This window comes from Bradyrhizobium sp. Y36 (assembly GCF_002531575.1).
GTDB lineage: Bacteria > Pseudomonadota > Alphaproteobacteria > Rhizobiales > Xanthobacteraceae > Bradyrhizobium.
Genome location: NZ_NWTI01000026.1, coordinates 47,230 through 71,338, shown reverse-complemented (window position 1 = coordinate 71,338; position 24,109 = coordinate 47,230). Strand labels below are relative to the sequence as shown.

The following is a 24,109-nucleotide window of genomic DNA, read 5'->3' as shown; positions in this document are numbered from 1 at the left end:
GCGATCCCGCTCAGTTCTCCACCCGGTACAACCTCCATCGCGCCGGCACGCCCTTGAGCTGATGCATGCCGTGATCCCTGAAGCGGATCTCGGACTTCGCCATCAGGTCCCGGACAGCGCTCGAGACCAGGACTTCGCCGGCCCGTGCTTTGGCGGCGACGCGCGTGCCGATGTGAAAGGCAAGGCCGACCATCTCGCCTCCGCTCACCTTGTATTCGCCGGCATGCAGCCCGATCCTGATGTCGAGCCCCAATGTGCGCACCGCCTTCTGGATCGCGGTCGCGCATGTGATTCCGGCCACCGGCACCTTGAAGGTCGCCAGCACGCCGTCGCCGGTCGTCACGACCTCCTTGCCGCGCGAGCTCTTCAGCTCCTTGCGGACGGCAGCGTAATAGTGCCCCATGATCTTGGTCCAGCGCGCATCGCCGAGCTTCGCGGCTTTCGCGGTGGAGCCGACGATGTCGACGATCAGGATCGTGGCCAGCACTTGTTTGGACTCGGCGCCCGCCTCGGCTATCCGGCGCCGGGGCGCGATCGGTCCGGAGAGCGGTTCATAGCGATGGCTACGACGCCGGGCGATCGCGGCTTTGGCATAATCCTGGGCACGCTGCGCCGTACCGCACCGAACCGTCTTCTCCTGCGGCAGACGCGTCCAGTAGACCTTTCGCCCATCACCGGCGCCCTGAACCTCCACGGCGCCCCACTTCAGGAAAACCGCCGAACCAACCCGCCGGACACACCAGGCCTTCGACGTGTATCCCGATACGTTCGACTGATGGACTCCGATGCGCAGGAATTTGGGCATGAACGCGCGGCCGATCACAGGACCGTTTGAGCTATTTGTGGCAAAGCGTAGTGGCACATGCGCGTGTTGGCAATACGATCCGCCGCGAGGCAGTCCCGGGAGCAGCATACGCCGCGCTTGACGTCCGCGGCGCGAACGGCAAATCTTTGCTTTGCCGTTGGCGCGGCGCCCATCCCGATGGGACCAACGGTGTCTGGGCGTGCTCATTTGAAATTCCGAATATTCGAAACCAATCCATTTGAAACCAACGCAAGATGAAGAACCAGGTCCGATGTTCTCTTGAAGCCACCCTGTTGTCGGCAGCGCTGGCGATTGCCGTCATGCCGGACATCGCGCATGCGCAATCGGGCAGCGCCGGCGGCAGCATCGGCAATGACGAAAAGTCACTATCCGGATCGCGCGAGACGCCTCGTGCGGCGGAGCCCTCAAAGCCCGCACGACGCAGCACACCCGCGGCCGGCGAGTCGGGCCGCGCCCCGCAAAGGAGCAGCGGCGGCGGAGGCGGCAATTTTGATGGAGCATGGGTCCTGACCAGCGTCGGTGCAACCTGCGCCGGCTCCACCGACACGGTGGTCATCACCAGCGGCAGGCTGGTGGGGCAATACGGCACCGGTCAAGTCAGCCCGAGCGGCGCCACATCCGGAACGGGAGCCGCCGGAGGCCTGACCTGGACGATGTCCGGCCGGTTTTCGGGCCGCAGCGGCTCCGGGACATTCAAGCGATCCGACGGATGCGTCGGAACCTGGACCGGTTCAAAACAGTAGCTTTGGAATATTCGCCTCTCGCGACGGGACAGGCTGCAGGTCGCGAGAACTCACCCGTGATACGCAAACAACTCGATCGGATCACTGAAGCCGCGCACCTCGTGCTTGCCGACGCGCTCCAGCTCGCGCGTCCCCTCCACCAGTTCGGCAAAGTCGCGCGACAGCAGCACCGTCCGTCCCAATTTCTTGGTGAGGGTTTCGAGGCGGGAGGCCATGTTGACGGCGGGGCCGATGACGGTGAAGTCGAGCCGGCTGGACGATCCGATATTGCCGTACATGACGTCGCCGACATGGACACCGATGCCGTAGTTCAGCGGCGCGCGGCCCGTGCCGCTGTTCCGCTCGTTCAAGGCCGCCATGGCCCGACGGGCCTCCGATACGGCAAGGAGCAGGTTTGCGCAGGCGTTGGGCGCTCGCAGCGGAAAGATCGCGAGCAGGCCGTCGCCGATGAACTTCAGGATCTCGCCGCCGTGCCGCGCGATCGGCTCCGACATCGCGTCGAAATAATCGTTGAGCAGGTCGATGACGTCGTCGCGCGGCCAGTTGTCGGAGATCTTGGTGAAATCCCGGAGGTCGCAGATCATGATCGCTGCGCGCACCGTCGTGCCGGTGCCGCGCCTGGTGGCGCCGGCCAAAATGAGCTCGCCGGCGTGGGAGCCGACATAGGTCTCCAGCAGGGTTCGCGCCAGGCGGTTCTTGATGCGGATCTCGCTGACCAGCGCCAGCACCGGCAGGAGCTTCTTGAGGGCGGTGATATGCGAGTCGTCAAAACCGCCGGGCCGGTCGGTGGCAAAGGTGACGACGTGCTGTTTGCCGAGCGTGTGGTACAGCGGCCAGGCGACGTAGTCGGTCAGCCCGCCGGCCCGCATCTCGCCGTAGATCGCGTGCTTGCGGCCGAGCGAGGGATCTTGTTCCAGATTCTCGCGGAGCTCGGCAGCGCCCTCAATGATCTCACTGGCGGGGCTGCCGATGTATTCGGGCCGCTCGCGGACGTCGTAATCCACCCGCGCGATCTCCGCGCCCGTCATGCCCTCGGACCAGATCATCCGGGCCCCCAGCCATTGCGGATGATTGATCTGGACGTGAAGCGTCGCCCGCTTGAGCGGAATGCCCGCCTGCTGCAGGCGGATGCACATCTGCGCGAAAATGTTGTCGATGAAGCGTTCGTCGCGCGTGCCGTTGGTCAGCCAGTCGACGACGCCGTCGGCCAGCGTAGGGGCATTGTTGTCCGGCGCGTTCATGTCCTGCCCCTCGAGCTGTGGCCTGCATCAGGGCAGATATCGTGCCGGGGCTCCGCCGCGTCAACCTAGCCAATTGCATGGATTGTACGCATCGGGCTGTCGATGCGGGCTAACCGAGAAGCCGGATCGATCCCAGCACCACCAGGCCGGACACGAGCGCGAGCCGCGACGGCTCGGTCAATTCGACCCTGAGGGTGCCGTTGCCGGGGATGGTGAAATCCGCATCGTCGAGCCGGACGCGGCAATCGCCGCACGGCGCGTAAACCAGATGCGTGCCGGCGGCGAGCCGCCGCTCGCCGGGCTCCCTGAGCGCGAGGAGATCGATCTCCGCGGCCCCGCGCCGCGCCATCAGGTTGACGACCTCGACGGGACCCGCCTCGAGCTCGGTCACGATCTCGATCTCGCCGGTGAACCGCACCGTGGTGAACGGCTGGCGCTCGTCGAAGTCCTGCCCCGGCGCCCTCAGCACCAGGCCGCGCCCGCTGACGACCATCTGCAGGCGGTCGATCCCCGGCATATGAGAGAATGGTCCGGGCGCCACGATCGGCGTGGACGCAAAGCGCCACAGCAGAGTGTCCCAGTTCTTCGCGGTCGCGTCCGTGCGATGGGCATCCGCGATGTCGGTGAAGATGCCGCCCCCGTTCTTCCAGGGCGAACGGGTGTAGTCTTCGGATTTGAGAAGGGTGGTCTTCATGTCTCGAGGCCGTCCGGAATACGCAGGCGATCGGATATCATCAGCACATCATCCGTGTGAAGGGGCGACTTTGCCAGCCGGACGTCAGGACGGCTATTTCGACGTCAATGCCGCCACGTTGACGCCGCCAGGGCTCTCACATCCCGCTCAGGCCGCTATCCACCGCCAGCGTCTGCGCGGTGACGTAAACGCTCTCGTCGGAGAGAAAGAACAGCACGGCGTAAGCGATCTCCCAGGCCGTGGCCTGACGGCCGAACGGGACGTGGCCCTTGCCGCGGTTGGGGCGGCCGGCGCCGGCTTCGCGGCCGTTGGGGGTATCGACGAGGCCGGGATAGACGAGATTGGCGCGGATGCCGCGGCGCGATCCGAGATGGGCGATGTTGCGCATCAGCCCGCCAAGCGCGGCTTTCGATGAATCATACACCGCCATCTGCGATCCCGCCTTCAGCGCCGCGATCGAGGAGATGAAGACGATCGCGCCGCCGTTGCCGAATTTCGGCAGCGCGGCGCGGCAGCACAGCATGGGACCGCGGACGTTGACGTCGTAGATCCTGTTCCATTCCTCGGGGCTGACATTGTCGAGCCCGGTCTTGCCGAACGTGCCGATGTTCAGCACCATGCCGTCGAGGCCGCCCAAGGCGCGATGCGCTTCATCGATCATGCGGACAACATCGGCTTCGGATGTGACGTCGGCGGCAACGGCGAAGGCCTCGCCGCCTTCCTCGGTGATGCGCTTGACGGTCTGCTCCGCGGAGGCGTGGTTGAGATCGGCCACGGCGACCTTCGCACCCTCGCGCGCGCACAAAATGCTCATGGCGCGGCCGTTGCCGATGGGATCGGTGGCGGCGTCGAACACGCGCTGGCCGCCGCCGACGATGAGGATGCGGCGCCCCTTCAATCGCGCCCTGCCCGGTGCTTCGCCCAAGGATTCCGCGCTCGGCGGACGGACATAGCGCTCCGGTTCGCTTTCGGTCTCCGCCATCTCAGCCGCCCGACTTCCTGCCGCCGTCATAGACCTTCATGCCGGCGGCGGGATCGAGATCGGTCTCGGTCGCTTCCGTCAGCCGCGCCATCATCATGTAGAAGCCAAGCGCGACGATGGATTCGACGATCTCCTGGTCGCTGAAATGTTTTCGCGCGGCGGCAAAGATCTCCTCGGGAACGCGGACGTTCTCGACGACCTCGCGGCCAAACTTGAGCAGCACGCGCTCGGCCTCGCTCAAGCCGGCGGCATCGTAGTCGCCGCGCTCGACCGCATCGATCTGGGCTTGCGTGCAGCCGACGCCGAGCGCGATCGGCACGTGCTGGCGCCATTCATAGGCGCCGCCTTCGATCTGGGCGGCCTGCAGGATCAAGAGCTCGCGGTTGACGGCCGAGAGCTTCTGCTTGTGCAGGATCGAATTGCCGAGCCGCATCGCCGGGATCATGTTGGCCTCGGCATGGGCCATCATGCGAAAGATGTTGAGCTTGACCGGCATGCGGTCGAACGAGGCGCGGATGTCGCCGCTCGTCGTCTCCGGATCAATCAGAGGCAGCCTTGCCACGCGTTTCTCCCTTTGCTTTTCGTTTCTTGTTGCCGTCGTCATGTCCCGCCGCGATCAGCGACAGGAAGAAGGCGAGATAACGGTCGATCGCCTCGATCACCTTCGGCCGCGGCGAGGGCGCCGCGCCCATCACGTAATGCTCGAGGCGGATGTAGATCAGGCCGGCCGCGAACAGCCGCGCGGTCTCGCGCGGATCCGGCGTCGAGATCAGGCCCGCCAGCGCAAAACCGCGAAAATAGTCCGTCATCATGCTCTGCTCGCGCGCGTAGAAATGATCGGCGAACTTGGCGCGGATGCCGGGCACGCGGTTACGCTCGGCGGTGATGACCTTCTGGAACTGATGCTCGCGCGGATCGGACCATTGCTCGACGAGGTCGAGCGCGAACTGCCGGCAGAACGCGGCGGGCTGGCGCGCGAGCTGCTTGTAGCGGGGCTCTTCGAGGCGGCTCGCAGAACTCGCGGGGCCATGCTCGCTGACGATCGCTTCCAGGATCGCGGCCTTGCCGGGGAAATGATTGTAGAGGCTGCTCTCGCGGATGCCGACGCGGCGCGCGAGCTCGCGCATCGAAGCGCCGCCATAGCCGCTCTGCGCAAACAGATCGAGCGCTTCGGTGAGGATGCGCTCGCGCGTCGTGGACGCAGCCGCTTGCGCCGCGCTGGAGGTGTGGACGGCCATGCCTGATTGACTAACGAACGATCGTTCGCTAGTCAAGCGATCGGCCTCGGCCCTGCAGCAACTCTGCACGTGCGGGTCGCATTCAACTCCGCTCGATCGGGAAGCGGAGAGCAATCTGGGGGACAACGCCATGGCGCACTTCGCTCGCCTTTTGCCTACGCGGCAAGCCATCGTGATGCCGCGCACCGTCGCGCTTTCGCTTCTCGCATTGGGGTTCGCGGCCCTGCCGGCCCGCGCCGAAGACCCTTCCGCCTACCCCTCGCACAAGATCAAGATGCTGCTGCCCTATGCGGCCGGCGGCGGCGGCGACGTGGTCGGCCGGTTGCTCGCGGACAGGATGGGCAAGACGCTGGGGCAGAGCATCTATATCGAGAACCACACGGGCGCGGCCGGCACGCTCGGCACGCAGATGGTCGCGACGTCGCCGAACGACGGTTACACCATCACCGTCGGCGGCATGACCACCCATGTGCTGGCGCCGGCCATCTATCCAAAGCTGCCCTACGATCCGATCAGGGATTTCACGACCATCGGCCGCGTCGGCACGTCCTCGATCATGCTGGTGGCGACCAAGGATTTTGCGGCCAACGACGTCAAGGGCCTGGTCGCGCTGGCCAAGAAGGGCGAGCCGGTCCAGTACGGCAGCTGGGGCGTCGGCTCGACCGGGCAATTCTGCGCGGAGATCCTGATGCAACAGACCGGCATCAGGATGGACCACGTGCCGTTCAACGGCATCGCCAAGCTCGCGGGCGACCTGCTCGGCGGCCACATCGCGCTTGCAACCCTCGACATGGCGACCGCGACGCCGCTGGTGAAGGACGGCTCGATCAAGGCGCTGGCCGCCTGCGGCGAGCGTTCGCCAAGCCTGCCTGACGTGGCGACGTACAAGGAACAGGGCGTGCCGTTCGACCGCAGCCTGTCCTGGGCGATGTATGCGCCCGCGGGCCTTGCCGAACCCATCGCGAAGAAGCTGTCCGCGGCCCTCAAGGAGGCGCTTGGTGATGACGTGGTGAAGGAGAAGCTGCTGGCGCTCGGCATCACCCCGCAATTCGTCCCCGGCGAGGAGCAGCGCGACATCAACGCGCGCGACATCGCGGCCTGGAAGCAGGTCGCCAAGGACGCCGGCATCGAGGTCAAGTGACTGGATTGAGAACAGGAGCGCAGGCATGAGCCGCATCTTCGGCGCGGTGCGCCAGAACGGATATGTGGTGCGGGACATCCAGGCCGCGATGAAGCACTGGATCGAGGTGATGGGTGTCGGTCCCTGGTACTACATGGACCGCGTCAAGACCGACTGGTTTCGCCATCGCGGCCAGGACTCATCCGTCGAGATGAGCATTGCGCTCGCCAATTCCGGCGATCTCCAGATCGAATTGATCCAGCAGCGCAACGACGCGCCTTCGCTGTACAAGGAGTTCCTCGACGCCGGCCACGAAGGACTGCAGCACATGTCCTATTGGAGCCATGACTACCAGGCGCTCTACGACAAGGCGCTCGGGCTCGGCTACAGGATCGGGCATGAGGGTCAGATCGGCGGCGACAAGGGGCGCTTTGCCTATTTCGACACGCAGGCCCATCCGGGCACGGTAATCGAGATCTCCGACATCAGCGGCACCAAGGGACCGTTCTTCGAGCGGGTCCGCCAGGCGGCGTTGAGGTGGGACGGCACGCGGCCGATCCGCGAGGTCGGCGGCGCGACATCATAGCGTCGGCGCGGCGCATTCATCGGTCCGGGTCGAGCCGGCTTCACGGCGTTGGCGGCGACCGCGCCGGGCTCGCACCTTGTGTGATAGTCTGCACCGACCAACACCTCCGTGTGCTGTCCGGAAGAGGGCCGGCCCGGGACCGTCAGGGACAGACAGATGAGCCGAGACCAGGTCTTTGAGCTGCTTCGCAGTCTGAAGTGGTTCGTCGCCCTCAGCCTGGTCTTCTGCGCAATCCTGTCCTTGCCTGCGCAGGTGGTCGAGCTCTATCGCATCGGCTACGCCGATTTCAGCATTCCGAACCTCGTTCTGTTGTGGCTGACGCTCCTTTTCATCGGCAGCCTGACATGGTTCGGGTCCGCCATGGTGGCTCTGGAGACCCGGGCTCGGCTCGCCGCCGAACCGACGAGAGCGTTCGACCGGACCGCCAGATTCGCGCCGATCGTGCTGGGAGTGCTCCCGCTGATCGCGAGTGTGGCCGGACATTTCAGCGCAATTCCGTTGCGGCTCGGCGAAGCCGACGCCAAGCTGAGCGAGATCTACGATGCGCCGGGAAGCGCGTTCGACAAGTTTGACGCCTTGCTCGCGATCTCGGTGGGGCAGCGGCTGCGCTGGAGCGGCTTTGCGGTCCTCATTCTCACCGTTCTTGCTGCCTGGTGCTGGTCCTCCGCGGCCAGGCAATACGCGAAGAACCCCTCCTACGTTCGACGCTTTCGCGGCCGGCGATTTCTGCTCGTCACGATCGGGCTGATCACTGCAGCCACCGTGATCTTCGCTGCCGGTCCGGCGAGCCTCGCCGGGCATCTCGGGCCCTTCGTCATCCTCGCTCTCTTCGCGGTCTGCGTCACCGCGTTCTGCACTTATGCAAGCCTGCTGACCGTTCGTTCGCGCCTGCCCTGGATGCCGCTGCTGATCGGCCTCGCCATCGTGCTGTCCTGGATCGACTGCAACGACAATCACGGCATCCGGATGCTGGACGGGCCGCCGCCGGCATCCGGGCTGGATTCCGCGACAGCCGAATTCACGAGGTGGCTCTCGCTCCGTCCCGACCGCGATCAGTTCAGCAAGGATTATCCCGTCTACGTCGTGGCGGCCCGCGGCGGCGGCATCTATGCCGCCTATCAAAGCGCGATCTTCCTGGCCCGCCTGCAGGACCTCTGCCCGGCCTTTCGCCATCACCTCTTCGCCATCAGCGGCGTCTCCGGCGGCAGCATCGGCGCGTCGGTGTTCTCGTCGGCGCTGGCCACTGTCCCACAGAAAGAGGCCGGCACGACGGCATGCCCGAAAATTGCCGCCTATCTCGATCAGAAGTCCGCTCTGGACGCAGGGATCGAGGAGCCCGGACCCAACGAGCAGCACGTTCGGAACGTCCTGTCCGCCGATCTGCTGTCGCCACTCGTGGCGTCGACGCTGTTCGGCGACTTCCTTCAGCGCTTCATCTTCCGCCCCATAGGACCGCTCGACCGCGCTCGCGCACTGGAATTCTCGCTCGAAAGCGCGGCGCGATCCGGCACGACGCCTGGACCGCTGGAGCAGCCGTTCATGGCGCACTGGCAGGCGAACGGCAGCAGACCGGCGCTGCTCCTCAACGCAACCGATGCGGCAAGCGGCCGGCGGGTGGTGTTCTCCCCGTTCACGTTCGGCACGGATACTGGCGGAGACAACGTCGATTCCCTCTCGTTCTTTCAATCGCTCAAACCCTCGAGCGACGGGCAAGCCGCCTCAACCCCCATCAATGTCCGCCTGAGCACCGCCGCCTTCGTCAGTGCGCGGTTTCCGTGGGTCTCGCCGGCCGCGACTGTTCTTGCCAGGGACCCTCTGTCGCCGCGCGCGAACAAGATGCGGCTCGTCGACGGCGGCTACTTCGAGAACTCGGGCGTCGACACCGCGATGGACCTGATCGACTCGCTGCGAGGAACCGTTGCCGAGATCAACAAATCCATCGACGCGGCCCAGGACACCGAGACGAAACGGCAGGCGCGTGTCTCGATCAAGTTGATCGTGCTCGGCGGCGGCAGCTATCCCGAGCGGAGCTCGTTCGGGTTCGGGGAGATCCTCGAACCGATCAACGCCCTGCTGAACACCCGCGATTCCCGTGGCTACATCGCGATCAACCGCGCCGCGCGCGCGATGCCGACACGAGCCTTCGACAGCGAGGTCCACGGCACGCAGGAGATCAGCACCGTCAGGGACCTCCGCCTCGCCACGCTGACGAACCCCTATTATCCGCTGCCGCTCGGCTGGACCATGTCGGACAAGACCCGCCAGATCATCGACAAGCAAAGCGGGCGCTTCTGGGACTGTGAAGCGAGTCGCGATTTCACGCAGGATGATCCCAGCGGCGCGATGGCCGATTGCATCCAGGTGCTGCTCGCGCACGAACTGAATGAAACGGTCGACCGGGCCGCGCACGAGATCGCGATCGCGAACCATTACCGCGAGCTCGGAGATGCCCGCCAGGACGCTCCATCACGTCTCGACATACGCGCGATCAGCCGCTGCTATGCCGACGGGTCCGCGCTCCCGATCAAGCTGTTCCAGATCCGCTCGCTGCAAGCGCTGGTGAAAGAGTGGGATCGCCATCCGGAGATCACCGATCTTCGACACCTCGCCTATGTGCTGGCGACCGCGGCCTATGAGACCTGGGATTTCAGGGTGCTGTCCGAAAACCCCGGCTACAGGACGGCCGCAAGCTCGTTGTATCATGGCCGTGGCTTCGTTCAGCTGACCGGCCACGACCGATACCAGGACATTGGAGCGCTGATTGGCGAACCGCTCGCCGACGAGCCAGATCTGCTGTTCAACGCCAGCATCGATTCCCGCGCGACCTTCGCATTCTTTTTCGGCAACGGCCGCAACAAGCTGGCGCCTTACTTCAACGACACGCAGGAAGACTGGGAAGGCGCACGCACGGTGGTCGCAGGACGTCTGTCCGAACAACGGCTGCGCCAGCAATCGGGCCCCATCCTCCGGACCGGCAAGCGATTGCTGGCCTGCCTCAGAGCGGCGCAACCGCCGCAGACGCAGGACAGGGCCAAATAGAGTTTGTTTTGCGGCGAGGGTCGGCTATTCTCGCAGCCATTATAGATCCCGGCTTTTGGGGGCCGTGATGAAGTTTCTTTTTCTTTTTGTTCTCGGCACGTTGGTGCTTGTCCTGGAGCCGGCCGCAGCATTCGCCGACCAGCGCATGGCGCTGGTGATGGGAAATTCGGCCTATCAACGTGCGCCCAAGCTCGCCAATGCCACCAACGATGCCGGCCTCTTGGTCGAGACCTTCAAGAAGGCCGGCTTCACCGTCGTCGAAGCACGCAACGATCTTTCCGCACAGGACATGCGCCGAACCTTGCGCGACTTCGGCGCCAAGGCGCGTGGCGCCGACATCGCCGTGATCTACTATGCCGGCCATGGCATCGAGATCGACGGCAACAACTATCTCGTTCCCGTCGATGCCCAGCTCGAGAACGACACCGATGTCTATGACGAGACCATCGGGCTCGACCGCGTGCTGGTCGCCATCGAGCCGGCGAAGCGGCTGCGCCTCGTCATTCTCGATGCCTGCCGCGACAATCCGTTCGCAAAGAACATGAAGCGCACGATGGCGTCGCGGGCGGTCGCGCGCGGCCTTGCCAAGGTCGAACCGTCGAGCCCGAACACGCTGGTGGCCTTTGCCGCCAAGGCCGGGCTGACGGCGCTCGACGGCGACGGCAAGAACAGCCCCTTCGCCACCGCGCTGGCGCATCACCTCGCAACGCCCGGCCTCGATCTGCGCAAGGCGTTCGGCTACGTCCGCGACGAGGTGCTGCAGGCCACCACCAACAGGCAGGAGCCGTTCATCTACGGCTCGCTCGGCGGCGACGACGTCGTACTGGCGCCTGCGGCTGCGCTTGCTTCCGCGCCGGCCGCGCCCGTGGGCTCCGGCGATGCGAGCGCATCGCGCGACTATGAGTTTGCCGAGCGCGTCGGGACCGTGGAGGCCTGGGATCTCTACACCGCAGCGCATCCGAGCGGGTTCTACACGGATCTGGCCAAGGTTCAGCGCAACAAGCTCGCCGCGGCAACGCCCCGCACGCCTCCGGCCACGGTGGAGAACGAGCCGAAGAAGGTGCAGACCTCACCTGTCCTGCCGCCGCAGCCAGACGCCGCAAAACCCATGGCTGCACCCAAAATGGCGGCTGCTCCGGCCGCCGTGGTCCCGCTCGCGCTCACCGGCGCCGCGGCAGGCGAGACGAAGAGCGTTGCCGCCGGGCCGGCATCGACTTGCACCACGCGAACCGCGCGCCGCGGCAACGATGCCGTCGGCGGCCCGTTCATTCCGGTCTCGATCAAGCCGAATGTCGAGGGGGCGAGCGTGCGCACGATCGCCGTATCGCCCAATGGCCGGGAGGTCGCCACCGCGGGCGACGACGGCGTGATCCGGCTCTGGGACGCCGCCTCATTTCGGCTGACGCGGGTGCTGCGGGGACACACCGGGGCGGTCTACGCGCTCGACTACTGGACCGACGGCAAACAGCTTGCCTCCGCCGGATGGGACGGCAAGGTGAGGGTATGGGACCTCGGAAGCGACGGTCGCAGTGTGAGCTTCGACGCCGGCGCGAAGCAGTTCGCCGTCGCCTTCGCGCCGGAGCCGTCGCTCAAATACCTGGCCTCGGCCGGCGAGGACGGCGTCGTGCGGATCTGGAACCTCGTGACCCGCGAGCTCGCCAAGAGCAAGCTCGATCACCAGAGCGGCGATGCGGCGCGCGCCGCAGTGCGCTCCTTGAGCTACGCGCCGTCCGGCTCGGGTGAGTTCGTCTCGGCCGGCTATGACGGCAAGATCAGGTTCTATCGCACCAGCGGTGCCATCGACGCAAAGGACGCCTATGGCCGCAAGGCGCTGCGCGTGGCCTATTCGCCCGACGGCCTGCGCGTGGTCACCGCCGGCTCGGATGCGGAGCTCGGCTCGGCAAAAGTGTGGGACGTCAGGAGCGGCGCATCGCGGCTCCTCGCCGGCCATCGGGATTACGTGGTGTCGGCGAGCTGGTCCACAGACAGCAAGCGCATCGTGACCGGCGGCGGCGGGCGCGACAAGTCGGTGAATCTGTGGGACGCCGACAGCGGCCGATTGCTCGCCAGCTTCGCGGGTCACCAGGAGGACGTCGAGGCGGTCGCGTTCTTTCCGGGCGGCACGCGGCTGATCTCGGCGAGCGAGGACAAGACCATCAAGGTGTGGGACATCGCCGAGCGGCGCGTGCTTCTCACCGCGATCGGCTTCGGCGACGACGGCTATGTCAGCTATACGCCGGAGGGCTGCTACACCGGCTCGAACGGCATCGAAAGCCGGCTCAGCATCTCCAGCGGCAGCCGTTTCGAGCCGATGTCGCTGGAAGCGCGCAAGGCGATGCAGGAACCGGCGGGATTCACGTCGCTGCTGGCGCGGTAGGCGGCGAGCCGTGCTAACATAGGTCCCGTGTCCGAACCTTCAGCGAGGCAAACATGTCCAACACTGACAAGGTTTTCGCCGGCTCGATTCCGAAAATCTACGACGAGTATCTCGTGCCGATGATCTTCTCCGTCTATGCGGAGGATATCGCGAAACGCGTCGCGGCCCGCTCTCCCGCCGTGCTGCTGGAGATCGCCGCTGGCACGGGCGCCGTGACGCGCGCGGTGGCGGCGGCGTTGCCCGACGGCGTTCGTTATGTCGCGAGCGATCTCAACGAGCCCATGCTCGCCGTTGCCGCGCAGCGCCAGGCAAACGACGATCGCATCACCTGGCGGCAGGCGGACGCCATGGCCCTGCCGTTCGGCGACACCGAGTTCGACGTGGTCTGCTGCCAGTTCGGCGCGATGTTCTTTCCCGACCGCGTCAAGGCTTACGGAGAGATCAAGCGCGTCCTGAAGCCCGGCGGCACGTTCGTGTTCAACGTCTGGGACCGCATCGAGGACAATGTGGTCACCCACGAGGCGACAATTGCACTCGGCCAGATGTTTCCCGATGATCCGCCGCGTTTTATGGTCCGCACGCCGCACGGCTATTACGACAAAGCCGTCATCCGAACCGACCTCGAACGCGCAGGCTTCCGCGACATCTCGATCGAGACGCGATCCGAGACGAGCCGCGCGCCCTCGCCCGAATATGTCGCGCTCGCCCTGTGCCAGGGCACGCCGCTGCGCAGCGAAATCGAGGCAAGAGATGCCAGCAAGCTTCAGGCCGCGACCGACCTCGTTGCCGAAGCGCTCCGAAGCCAGCATGGATCCGGAGCGGTCGACGGCAAGATCCAGGCGATCGTGATCGAAGCGCGCGCGTAGAGACGACCGCGGTCCGCCGCAGCGGGCGAGCAGTTACCACCAGCTCCGCTGCATCGGCTGCGTCGATTGATAATACTGGTACTGGCCACGCTGCCGGCGCGGATTGGCCGGCTGGACGTAGGGATCACGCTGGTAGAAGAAGCCGAAGCCGTTGCCGCCATTGTCCCAGCCGTCATCGCTGGCGATCATGGCCGGCGCGGTCGGCTTGCGGGTGATGAAGCCGCCTTGCGGCTGGTCGCTCAGCACCGCGACGAACTCGGTCCGGTAATTGGTCTCGGCGCTCAGCGGTTCGTCCGAGATGATGATCGAGGAGCGCGGCAAGGCGGTCGGGCCGATGCGGTCCCACACGTCCTGCGGGATGGTGATGCGGTCGAGCGCGTTGCGGGCCTCGTCGCCGTTTTCGATCGTCACCACGCTCCAGCGCAGGCCCGTGTCGGACTTCGCCATCGCCGTGAAGATATGCGTGCCGAGGGGCCGTTCGGGATTGCGGATCGTGACGGGCACCTCGATGCTGGTGTCGAACACCTCGCCGCCGCCATCGGGCGCCGGCTTATGCGTGTTTCGCCGCACATAGAGCTTTTGCGTCGAGCGGCTGATGTAGACAGAGACCGGCTCGCCCGCGAGCTTTGCATCGGTCGCCGCCTGGACGGCCTCGGTCTTCCTGGTCGCAGCGGCTTTCGCGGCGTCCTTGGTCGCTGCCACCGCATCGCGCTTCGGCTGCGCCGCGGCCTTGGCGGCGTCGAGCTGCGTCGCCGCGTCGGCGGCCTTGGTCGCCGCCTTCTGCTTCAATTCCTCGGCCTTGGCGCGGGCCTGATCGGTCTTGGCGTTGGCGAGCGTCTTGTCGGCGAAGGCGAGCTCGGCGTCGGCGCGGGCCTTCTGCTGTTCCAGCTTGCGCAGCGCAGCAGGCAGCGAGGAGGCTTCCTTTGCAGCAGCGGAAGCAGCCTTCTTGGCCTCGTCGGCAGCTCGTGTCGCCTCCTCGGCCTCGGCGGAGAGCTTGGACGCCCGGCCGGGCACGGCGGCGATGGCTTCCGGCTTCGGCACGAACAGCGAGGGGTGGGAGAATTCCGTCGGGACCGTATCGTGGGGCGAGATGATCACCCGCATCCCGATATAGGTCTTGTCGAACAGGCCCTCGGCAAAGCCGAACGGCATGCGCACGCAGCCGTGCGAGGCGGCGTAGCCCGGCAGCGGTCCGCCATGCAGCGCGATGCCGTTCCAGGTGATGCGCTGCATGTTCGGCATCCAGGCATCGTCATACATGGTCGAGCGGTGGTCCTTGTCCTTCTCGACGATGGCGAAGACGCCGGCCGGCGTCTCGCGTCCCGTGGTGCCGGTCGACACCGGCGCGCGCAGGATCCAGCCCTCGGAATCGTAGAACGTGACCTGCTGGCTCTTGATCGACACGATCGCCATGATCGGCTCGCCGGCCGGGCGCGGGGCCACCGCCTCGGCCGGCTGGCGCGCCTGCTTGGCCGCGCTCGCCGGCGCGACCGCCGCCAGGACCGCCATCGCCGCCAACGTCACAAGTCCGGGAGGGCCCCAACGCCGCATCGCACCGGTGAATTGCGCCGTTGTCAGTCGGTCTTTCATGCCTTACCCCGGTTGTCAGTCCGTGCTTACGTCGATCATCGGTCAGATTGCAGTCTTTGGATTAAGAAATCGCAGCCGCCATCTGTTCCGAATCCAACGCTCTACGGCCTCTTCCGGCGGCAAATCTCTCATATACGACGGCCCGCGCGGGCGAAAGGGCGGCTTGTGGCCAAGACTGGCCTGAAGCTGGTGGTCCATCGCTGCGGCAGAATGTCCGCCGCCGCGACGACGAAATCCCGGATATCCGCCCCATTTCCGAGCCGAGCGCCCCAGAGACCACAATCCGGTCACAGATCGCCCACGTCCCCGCTTTGACGACTGCGCACTGCGCCAGCGTCTTGTTGCCGAGCGACAAGCTTTGGCTGAAAAGGGCAGTTAAGCGCCCAGCGCTTCTCTGCTGAATATTGGCCGGAGGGGTAACTAGCTGATCACGGGCGAGGCGGTTGAAGCCGAGGCTGCCTCGCCAAAGGATACCAGCCGCAGCCGTTCCTCATCCCACAAGGTCAGGCGCACGGTCCGCAAGCTCTGGAGCAGCGTAATCCGTTCGCGGCCGACGAATTGCGGATGATCCCGCAACACGTCGGGCAAGCGATAGCAGGGAATTCGACTGCACAAATGATGGATGTGGTGGATGCCGATATTTGCCGTGAACCATCGCAAGACAGCCGGCAATTGGTAGTGGGAGCTGCCGTACAGCGCGGCGTCATGAAAATTCCAGGTCTCATCGTGCGACCAGTAGGTGTGCTCGAACTGGTGCTGGACATAGAACAGCCAGACACCGATCGACGCCGCCAGAACGACGATCGGCAGGTGTACCAGCAGGAACGGCCCATAGCCGACCAGCCGGATCATCGCGGCGACCAGAACGGCGATCGCGACGTTGGTGCCCATTGTGCTCAGCCAGGGCTTCCAGCCGCTCCGCATGATCCCTATCGGCAATCGATGCTTTAAGATGAACAGATATGTGGGCCCTACGCCAAACATGACGATGGGATGCCGATACAAGCGGTATAGTGTCCGACGCCATCGCGACTGCCCGAGAAACTCGCGCACGGTCATCGTATCGATGTCGCCCAGGCCCCTGTGATCGAGATTGCCGGAGTTGGCATGATGGCGGGCATGATTATGCCGCCAGTAATCGTACGGCGTCAGTGTCATCACGCCGATGGCTCGGCCGACCCAATCGTTCGCGACGCGGCCGCGGAAGAACGAGCCGTGCCCGCAATCGTGCTGGATCATGAAGAGCCGAACCAGCAAGCCTGCGGCAGGCACCTCGAGCAGCAGAGCAAACCAATAGCCGTGGTCGAGAGCGACCCAGATCAGAGCCCAGATGACGCAGAGCGGCACCGCCGTGATCACCAGTTCGAGAACACCGCGCGCACTGTCCGGCTCGCGATAGCGGGCGAGCAACTGCGCCGATGCGCGGATCTCCGGCGTTCCTTGAGTCATCTCTGGTCTGCTCCCGAACATGCCCGCCGAAGAGGTACTGCTGTCGTCCACGGACACGTCCGGCGGCAGTTATCAGGTCGTGCCCCGCACAGCTCATATTGATCCGTGCGAGGATGTCCTGCTGAGCAGTATTGCTCGCCGGAGCCGGCGTTGTCGCCGAATTTGCCTGCCCCCATGACACACCGCGACTGGGATGGGAAGGGCTAGGTCGAACGCTTTCGCGGACCGGCCGGCGATTTTCCGGCAATGTGAGCAATATTGAACAGTGGCTGACACGCGAGCGCGGCATGCTCAGTCGGCGAATCGGCTGCCTTCGGCGGCGGCTTAGGCTCCAGCATAACCCGCCATTTGGGCAGGACCTTCATATGTCCGAGATCTATGCTCGTCCAGAACCGACGCTGATTCCAATACGCCGGCCACTCTGCCCGGCCTGCCAGAGCCGCATGCTGCTGGTCCACGTCGGGGCAAGTTGCGACGGTCCCAACCTGCGGATCTTCGAATGCTCCAAGTGCGGGAACGTCCACGAGACAACGGTGGACGATCCGAACGGATCAGCCAGATAACAACGAAGGGTAACGCCCGAGGAAGCGGCCCCAGCCCGGGGGTTACGAACCAAGGCCGCCATTCATCGGCTATGATGAGTGGGCACCATATCCGGTCGCCCTCACCAAGTAACCCCGGCGGGGTTCGTTCCAGTGAGCGCCTCACGATCAATTGCGAACCATTCCTTCAAAGCTGAGCAATTCTGCTCTGCGACAGAGTGAGCCAATCGATAGACTCTCGCTGTCTATCGGCCGCTTCCGGCCGGAGCGACAGGCCGGATCGACAAATGGCGCGGCTGACGCCTCTGAAGGTTCGTCCGGGAGATTTCACCTTGACCATCAGGACAACGCGGACCATCGTTTCATTCACCAATCCCTTCATCCTTCAGGGACTGGAGGGCATTCAGCCCGCCGGCGAATATGTCGTCATCACTGACGACGAGCAGATCGACGGGCTGTCGAGGATCGCCTACCGGCGCGTGGCAACGCTGTTTCAGACGCCTGCGACGTCTGCCTCCCAACTGCCGATCCAGTCCTTCTCGATCAGCCCAACGGAACTGGATGCCGCGCTCATGAAGGACCGGCATCAGACGGTCGTGCGGCATTGACGCAGATCAACCGTATGGCACGACGCCCGAAACCGCCGCCACAACGGCCTGGTCCGGATCGGAAGCAAGATTTACCCGATGCGCCCGGCCCCAGGCCTGCTAAGCTGAGGGTGCCTCCATCGGGTCTTCACAATGTCATGCCAAAAGCGGTGAAAAGCGCGTTCGATCCCAAACTCTTCCTCGCCAAGGTCGGCGACGGCAAAGCCATATTGAAATTCGACAAGAACCAGGTCGTGTTCTCGCAGGGCGATGCCGCGGATGCCGTTTTCTACATCCAGAAGGGAAGGATCAAGGTCACCGTCATCTCCGAGCAGGGCAAGGAAGCCGTGGTCGGGATCTTGGAGCCCGGACAGTTCTTCGGCGAAGGCTGCCTGAACGGCCATGCCTTGCGGATATCGACAACGGTGGCGATGGAACAATGTGTGGTCACATCCATCGCGAAATCAGCGATGCTGGCGACACTCAAGAGCGAACCGAAGTTCTCCGAGTTGTTCATGGAATATCTGCTCGGCCGAAACAGTCGCATCGAAGAAGACCTGATCGACCAATTGTTCAATTCGAGCGAGAAGCGGCTGGCGCGGCTTCTCCTGCTGCTGGCAAATTTCGGCAAGGATGGCGCGCCCCAGCCCATTACGACGCAGGTCAGCCAGGAGACGCTTGCGGAGATGATCGGAACGACCCGGTCCCGCGTCAGCTTCTTCATGAACAAGTTTCGCAAGCTCGGCTTCATCTCCTACAACGGCAAGATCGAGGTTCACAGCTCCCTCCTGAACGCGGTCTTGTATGACAAGCCTGAGATCGTGAGGGACGACTGAGACGGTTGGGGCAGAGATGCCTCAGGCCATCTCGTGCAACAACATGAAAGCCCCCCATGAAAAGCCGACCACACAAATCGACGAGATCGAGCCGAGAACCGTTCAAAGGGCTGACATCGCACCGGCCGATGGCTTCTCGCTCGTGGTCGATGGCCACTTCAAGACTCGTTACGGCAGCGAAACGGCCGCCCGAGAAGCCGGCGCCGAACTGCTCGGCAGGTTTCCGATGTTGCAAATCCTGATCTACGACGCAGCGACCGGGAAGCGGTCGCCGCTGCAATAGATTTTCGCGGCAACAGGGCCCGCATCGCGCGTCGGTGCGGGCCCGCGCGAGGCATTCGTGAAGCTCCGGCAATGCGCAATCATCGTCTCTTGGGACGATTCTCGGGACGACCGGACGGGCTGTCGGAGAGGATGCGGCGCAGACGTATGGCTTCCCTGAAGCTGTCAGACGGCTGCCTTTGCGGCACGGGATCGCTCTCCGGCTCGTCGGATTCCGGCGCCCCCTGGACAGAGAGCAGTCCTTCGCTGGCGCGATCAAGACGCTTGTCAGAACCCGACGCGTCGAGCGTATGACCGACCAACTCGCCCGAGAGACGATAGATATTGTTACCCCTGAGATCGTAGACCTTCTTGCCCGCGAGGTCGAAGATCGACGTGCCGCTCAGCACGCCGGCGCGAATCCCCCTGCTGTTGAATATGTATCCGCTCACGGCTCACCATCCATCGACGGACCCTTTTGGTGGTGCGCCGCCGATTGCCTATCGGATCGCAACCTCGACTTTCGCCTCTTCCTCGGCGAGACGCTTCAGAAGCCATTGCCGTCGGGCGTCGTCTTTGACCAGATCGATCTGCCTCCTGAAGATTTCCAGGTTTTGGCGGCGAATGAATTCCTCCAGGCCCTCCATCGAAGCGCACCCGGTCAGGTCGGAGGCCGCAAATCGTGACTGGCGATCCAGAGAGCCGCGGTTGAATTCATCGCATCGATTCCGGTCGTGGCGGTGTGGACGAGATGACGGCCGGCGCATGCGAACGTTCCGATCTCAAACGCGGATGGGTCGGGAATCGTCGTCAGATTCATGCGGCCTCCGCACGTGGGACAGCGCGGCGGTTGGTCTGGTGCGAGTGACGGACCAGATGAGCGGACATGTTGCAAATGCATGCGATGCACCCTCGAGATCAGGCGGAAGCGTTACAGCACTCCCAGTCACCGACAGATACCGACAAGGGGCGGTGATGCAGCCACCATGGGCCGCCGGGGCCGAAGTTGCTGGTCAATATTGCTCGCCCGAGCAAAGGACCCACCCGTCCGGAACCCGGTCCCGGCTGAGCGCTTTCACATCGCAGCTAGACGCCCAGCGCCTTTCGGTTGAAACCCCGCAGGAAGCGCAGCGACAGCGTCCGAACGTTGGCGACGTTGAGGAGCCAGGCGGTCGCGACATAGGCAAGGCCGCTGGCGAGACTGACGATAACGAGAGCGATGAAGCCGGTGCCACCGACCTGCGAACGCGCAACGAGGGTGGCCACAGCCATCGCCGCGGCCGAAACGGCAACCCCGGCAAGCCGGTTGAAGTCGAACGGCACGGGATGAGCGCGACGCATCAGAACGACGGCAACGATGAAACCGATCGCCTCGGTCGCCAGTGTTGCCAATGCCGCGCCATAGATGCCGTAGCCGGCGACCAGCGCGACCATCAGGATCACGCTCACGACCAGCGTGGCGAAGGACTGCGCCGCCAGCATGAAGGGACGCTCGGCGAGCTGGAAGCTGATCTGCACGTAGAACTGATTGGCGATCCCGAAGAAGCGGGCGAGCACCAGGGTCGGCAGCAGCGCCGACACGCCGGCGCGGAAGTCGACGCCGACGAGCGTGCCGGCGACCTGATCCGCCGCCAGCGCAAGCCAGACCGCAACGGGCGTGACGACGACGAGCAGAAGCTCGAGGCTCTCGGTCAGCCGCTCCCGCGTCGTCTCCCTGTTGTTCTCGGACAAGGACCGGAACACCAGCGGCACGGTCGCGGCGGCGACGCTGGATGCGATCATCACCATGAACTGGCGCGGCAGATCAGCGGCGACGCCAAAGATGCCCGCCGCGTCCTTGCCGAGCAGGTAAGCGACGATGAGCCGGTCGCAGGCCGAATAGACCGCAACGGAGAGACCGGCCAGCGTCAGCGGCAGGCCGTAGCGCGCCAGCTGCATGAACTGGCTGCGCTCGAAGCGCGCGATCTTGGTACGGTCGCCGACGAGATTCAGGATGATGCCGGTGAGCGACCCCAGGCCGAACGCCGCGAGCAGCCCCAATCCGCCCCAGCCGAGCCAGATGCCGACGAGGCCGAATCCGACGCTGGACACGCTGCGCACGATCGAGATCGCGGCAAACCGGTAGGGACGCAACTTGGCGCGTTCGAACTCCTGGCCGACATCGACGGCATTGGCCATGATCGCGACGAACATGCTGGCGAGCAGCAGCTCGACGCTGACGTCGCTGCGGAACAGGAACACCAGCGGCGTGGTGGCGCAGAGCACCGCGACGGTCAGGCCGAAGGCGACCATGGCCGTGCCGCGAAAATCGACCTCGGCCGACATCGCCTGATAGCGCGACACCGACAGCTTGATCCAGGCGAAGAAGATCGCCCCCAGGATGCCGGCAAGGCTGATGCCGACGACGTAGACGCCGTACTCCGCCGGCGTCAGCAGCCGCGTATAGGCCGTGACGGCGAAGAAGCCCACCGCCGCGGGCAGGATGTAGGCGATCAGATAGATCGAGAAATGGCGGTTCAACATGCGAGCACGGGACCGGCAGCGGTCTTGCGAATATGACGGCGGTTAATCAATGCGACCTTGGCCGGGCGAAGCAACTGCGCCGCAGCATCGCTGAAGAGTGTCACATAAGTCTGCAGATCGGGCCGCGAATGCGGCTTCGCAGCCGCTTTTGCGCATTAGCGTTAAATTTGCCCTTCCTCGAACGGCAAGGCGCAACCACCGACGGGAACCATGGCTTGCGGGCGGCAGGGGTTAACCCAACACCGCGAAACCCCGGCGGCGCGAGGCGACGCTTGGTACGATGATGCGTTGGCTCGAAAAGGACTGCCGTGACCAGGCTCGATAGACGCGAATTCCTTCTTGGCGGCGCCGCAGCCCTCGCGGTGGGCGCTTCTGCGTCGGCGGCACCGGCCTCAAAGATCGCCCAGCGCCGTCCGGGTTTCGGCGCAGCCGCGACGCTCTGGGACCTGCAGGCCGACCCACGACTCGGCGAAGCCATCAGCACCTATTGCACGCAGGTGGTGCCGGTGCTCGAGCTGAAATGGCCGATGCTGCGGCCGAATGCGCACACGTTCAATTTCGAGCGCGCCGACGCGATCCTGGATTTCGCGCGAGACAATGACCTGACGATGCGCGGCCACGCGCTCGCCTGGTATCACGACATTCCCGACTGGACCAAGCAGATCAAGGACACCCGCGGCGTCGAGCGCGCCTATGTCGACCACATCGGCACCGTCGTCTCCTACTACAAGGACAAGCTGACCTCGTGGGACGTCGTCAACGAGCCGATCCCGGACAATCCCCGCAGCCCGAAAGATCGACGCGACACGTTCTGGACCCAGCACCTGGGCCAGAGCTGGATTCCGCTGGCCTTCCGCACGGCGGCCGCGGCCGACCCCTTCGTCAAGCTCGCGATCAACGAATATGACATCGAGTCCGCCAAGGACTCGTTCATCGCCAAGCGCGCGGCCTATCGCAACCTGATCATGGACCTGCTCGACCAGGGCGTCCCGCTGCACGCCGTCGGCTTGCAATCGCATCTGCATGCCGAGCTCGAGATCGACACCCACGGCCTCGCCGAGTTCGTCACCGAGCTGCGCTCCTGGGGCCTGGACGTGCTCGTCACCGAGCTCGATGTCGACGACCAGAAGCTGAGCGGAACTCCCGCGCAGCGCGACGCCATCGTCGCCAAGCGCGTCGACGATTTGCTGACCGCGATCTCGACCAGCGGCCCGGTGCGCTCGATCCTGACCTGGGGCCTTTCGGACCGCTACAGCTGGATCAACGGCACCTTCGCCCGCGCCGACAAGCAGCCGAACCGGCCGCTGCCGCTCGACGGCGAGTTCAAGCCGAAGCCGTTCCTGGACGTGATCAGCAAATTTACGAAAGACGCCTGACGGCGCCGGATCTCAGCGCGCCCTCGGCGCGACGAATTCGGCCGCCTCGTCCACGTGGTCGGGGACGAGGCCCGGTGCCCGGCGATCGCGCGAATTGAGGCGGAACACGTCGCGGATGTCGTCGACCGAGGTCGAGGAATAGGACTGGATGCAGAGCGCGACCTGATCGGGCGAAGCGGCCTGCATCATCGCCTCGATGGCCGGACGGTCGAGCGGCGTGTCGTCCCAATGCGAGACCGCGATGCTGTCTTCCGTGACCCGATGGGCGGCCAGATGCGCGGGCGAGTTCGCGACGAAATGGCCGTACATCAGATATTCCGAGAACTTCTTCTTCCGGCACAGCGCCAGCACCCAGTTCAGCCCCGTTGCCGACTTGATGGCGTCGGTCATCGCGCGCGCGGTGTCCCTGTCCCAGACCAGCGCATTGCCGACATAATCGTCCGCGGGGAAGGAGCGGTCCTCGATCCCGAGAAGCTGATCGACCGTGCGCAGCCACAGCCCATGCAAGGGGTGGTCGGCACCGATGTCCTTTGGCGTCACGAACAGCGGCGTCTTCTCGGCCCCGGCATACCGGCCGACGTCGAATTCGCGGAAGAACAGATTGTCCGAATCCAGGATGCAGACGCGCTGCTCGGGCGCGTTGAGGACGCCGGCGATCTTGAGGATCTGCTGGATGTGCCAGCCGTGCACGGGCGAGGACAGCAGCGACAGCCAGACGCGCCGCTTGCTGACGAACTGGAGCGCCGGCGGCAGCGCGAACAGCCATTTCGGCAAATAGCGCGAGGCCGGAATGATGACCCGCTTGTCGGACGCGAAGCGCGCGAACAGCGGCACGTCCTCATCGTTAACGAGAACATAATGCCGCGTGTATCCCGAAAGCCAGGTGTCGATGCTCTCGCTGAGGAGCGAAAACCGTTCGATATCCTTGGCGTAGCTGGCAGTCAGCAGGGCAACGGAATGCATGGGGCGCGCTCGAATGGCCATCGGGCCGCACTCATAGCCGCGCGCGGAGGTGCTGGAAACTCACAAACGGAATCAAGGTAAAATGAAACGAAGCGTTAGCCATCCGTCGGCAGCTTCCAACATTTCGGCTCGGCCGGCGATCGGAGCGCGGCATGAGCCGGACACACGGATGACTACGGGGTCGCACGCCAAAGCTGTGAATGACCAAGTTGCGTCTTGATTATTTGGCGTCACCGCGCAAGATATCCCTGCGTTTTGATTTGCACGATT

General features: G+C 64.7%; 22 protein-coding genes. 10 read left to right on the top strand and 12 right to left on the bottom strand.

What is annotated here, in order from left to right; translation table 11 throughout:
* Positions 1–10: 10 nt before the first annotated feature.
* Positions 11–805: an adenylate/guanylate cyclase domain-containing protein gene (locus CO669_RS31110; protein ID WP_097665877.1), complete on the bottom strand. Its 795-nt coding sequence runs from the start codon at positions 803–805 to the stop codon at positions 11–13.
* 254 nt (positions 806–1,059) lie between these two features.
* On the opposite strand from CO669_RS31110, the gene CO669_RS31105 reads away from it, so the two are divergent.
* Positions 1,060–1,569, top strand: coding sequence for a hypothetical protein (locus tag CO669_RS31105; protein ID WP_097665817.1), 510 nt, complete (start codon positions 1,060–1,062; stop codon positions 1,567–1,569).
* 50 nt (positions 1,570–1,619) lie between these two features.
* Here the strand turns inward: CO669_RS31105 and CO669_RS31100 are convergent, their stop codons facing one another.
* From CO669_RS31100 to CO669_RS31080, 5 genes are all read right to left on the bottom strand, one after another.
* Entirely contained in the window at positions 1,620–2,810 is a 1,191-nt protein-coding gene (locus CO669_RS31100) for an adenylate/guanylate cyclase domain-containing protein (protein WP_097665815.1), read from the bottom strand.
* Positions 2,811–2,919: 109 nt separating this feature from the next.
* Positions 2,920–3,504, bottom strand: a complete 585-nt coding sequence (locus CO669_RS31095; RefSeq protein ID WP_097665813.1) for a HutD/Ves family protein — start codon at positions 3,502–3,504, stop codon at positions 2,920–2,922.
* A gap of 136 nt (positions 3,505–3,640) precedes the next feature.
* Positions 3,641–4,516: an SDR family NAD(P)-dependent oxidoreductase gene (locus CO669_RS31090; protein WP_097665811.1), complete on the bottom strand. Its 876-nt coding sequence runs from the start codon at positions 4,514–4,516 to the stop codon at positions 3,641–3,643.
* Entirely contained in the window at positions 4,488–5,048 is a 561-nt protein-coding gene (locus tag CO669_RS31085; RefSeq protein WP_198964352.1) for a carboxymuconolactone decarboxylase family protein, read from the bottom strand. Before CO669_RS31085 ends, CO669_RS31090 begins: the two co-directional genes overlap by 29 nt.
* On the bottom strand, positions 5,026–5,724 hold the full coding sequence (locus CO669_RS31080; protein WP_097665807.1) for a TetR/AcrR family transcriptional regulator: 699 nt from the start codon (positions 5,722–5,724) through the stop codon (positions 5,026–5,028). The genes CO669_RS31085 and CO669_RS31080 overlap by 23 nt, the downstream gene beginning before the upstream one ends.
* A 130-nt stretch (positions 5,725–5,854) precedes the next feature.
* On the opposite strand from CO669_RS31080, the gene CO669_RS31075 reads away from it, so the two are divergent.
* The 5 genes from CO669_RS31075 to CO669_RS31055 all read left to right on the top strand — a co-directional run bounded on the left by CO669_RS31075 (position 5,855) and on the right by CO669_RS31055 (position 13,712).
* Positions 5,855–6,865 carry a Bug family tripartite tricarboxylate transporter substrate binding protein gene (locus CO669_RS31075; protein ID WP_245444595.1) on the top strand — a complete coding sequence of 337 codons (1,011 nt, stop codon included), beginning with the start codon at positions 5,855–5,857 and terminating at the stop codon, positions 6,863–6,865.
* A 25-nt stretch (positions 6,866–6,890) separates the two neighbouring features.
* Positions 6,891–7,430 carry a VOC family protein gene (locus tag CO669_RS31070; protein ID WP_097665804.1) on the top strand — a complete coding sequence of 180 codons (540 nt, stop codon included), beginning with the start codon at positions 6,891–6,893 and terminating at the stop codon, positions 7,428–7,430.
* A 156-nt stretch (positions 7,431–7,586) separates the two neighbouring features.
* The gene (locus tag CO669_RS31065) at positions 7,587–10,469 is read left to right on the top strand and encodes a hypothetical protein (RefSeq protein ID WP_097665802.1); all 2,883 of its coding nucleotides are present in this window, start codon (positions 7,587–7,589) and stop codon (positions 10,467–10,469) included.
* A 67-nt stretch (positions 10,470–10,536) separates the two neighbouring features.
* A complete protein-coding gene (locus CO669_RS31060) occupies positions 10,537–12,846 on the top strand; it encodes a caspase family protein (RefSeq protein ID WP_097665800.1) in 2,310 nt (769 codons plus the stop codon).
* 53 nt (positions 12,847–12,899) lie between these two features.
* Entirely contained in the window at positions 12,900–13,712 is an 813-nt protein-coding gene (locus CO669_RS31055; protein WP_097665798.1) for a class I SAM-dependent methyltransferase, read from the top strand.
* Between the two features lie 33 nt (positions 13,713–13,745).
* Here the strand turns inward: CO669_RS31055 and CO669_RS31050 are convergent, their stop codons facing one another.
* Both CO669_RS31050 and CO669_RS31045 read right to left on the bottom strand, forming a co-directional pair.
* Positions 13,746–15,302 (bottom strand): L,D-transpeptidase, encoded by a 1,557-nt coding sequence (locus CO669_RS31050; RefSeq protein ID WP_097665796.1) that lies wholly within the window; start codon positions 15,300–15,302, stop codon positions 13,746–13,748.
* Between the two features lie 420 nt (positions 15,303–15,722).
* On the bottom strand, positions 15,723–16,751 hold the full coding sequence (locus CO669_RS31045) for a fatty acid desaturase (protein ID WP_097665794.1): 1,029 nt from the start codon (positions 16,749–16,751) through the stop codon (positions 15,723–15,725).
* 829 nt (positions 16,752–17,580) lie between these two features.
* Here CO669_RS31045 and CO669_RS31035 point away from each other — a divergent pair.
* The 3 genes from CO669_RS31035 (at position 17,581) to CO669_RS31025 (ending at position 18,999) form a co-directional block, all read left to right on the top strand.
* Positions 17,581–17,901, top strand: a complete 321-nt coding sequence (locus CO669_RS31035; RefSeq protein WP_245444593.1) for a hypothetical protein — start codon at positions 17,581–17,583, stop codon at positions 17,899–17,901.
* Between the two features lie 137 nt (positions 17,902–18,038).
* The gene (locus CO669_RS31030; protein WP_097665790.1) at positions 18,039–18,716 is read left to right on the top strand and encodes a Crp/Fnr family transcriptional regulator; all 678 of its coding nucleotides are present in this window, start codon (positions 18,039–18,041) and stop codon (positions 18,714–18,716) included.
* Positions 18,717–18,732: 16 nt separating this feature from the next.
* Positions 18,733–18,999 (top strand): hypothetical protein, encoded by a 267-nt coding sequence (locus tag CO669_RS31025; protein ID WP_245444591.1) that lies wholly within the window; start codon positions 18,733–18,735, stop codon positions 18,997–18,999.
* A 79-nt stretch (positions 19,000–19,078) separates the two neighbouring features.
* Here the strand turns inward: CO669_RS31025 and CO669_RS31020 are convergent, their stop codons facing one another.
* The 3 genes from CO669_RS31020 to CO669_RS31015 form a co-directional block, all read right to left on the bottom strand.
* A complete protein-coding gene (locus CO669_RS31020; protein WP_097665788.1) occupies positions 19,079–19,429 on the bottom strand; it encodes a hypothetical protein in 351 nt (116 codons plus the stop codon).
* Between the two features lie 48 nt (positions 19,430–19,477).
* On the bottom strand, positions 19,478–19,744 hold the full coding sequence (locus CO669_RS35515) for a hypothetical protein (RefSeq protein WP_143278773.1): 267 nt from the start codon (positions 19,742–19,744) through the stop codon (positions 19,478–19,480).
* A gap of 319 nt (positions 19,745–20,063) precedes the next feature.
* A complete protein-coding gene (locus CO669_RS31015; RefSeq protein WP_097665786.1) occupies positions 20,064–21,500 on the bottom strand; it encodes a lipopolysaccharide biosynthesis protein in 1,437 nt (478 codons plus the stop codon).
* 308 nt (positions 21,501–21,808) lie between these two features.
* On the opposite strand from CO669_RS31015, the gene CO669_RS31010 reads away from it, so the two are divergent.
* Entirely contained in the window at positions 21,809–22,876 is a 1,068-nt protein-coding gene (locus CO669_RS31010) for an endo-1,4-beta-xylanase (RefSeq protein WP_097665784.1), read from the top strand.
* 12 nt (positions 22,877–22,888) lie between these two features.
* Here the strand turns inward: CO669_RS31010 and CO669_RS31005 are convergent, their stop codons facing one another.
* A complete protein-coding gene (locus tag CO669_RS31005; protein ID WP_198964351.1) occupies positions 22,889–23,839 on the bottom strand; it encodes a DUF6492 family protein in 951 nt (316 codons plus the stop codon).
* Between the last annotated feature and the right edge of the window lie 270 nt (positions 23,840–24,109).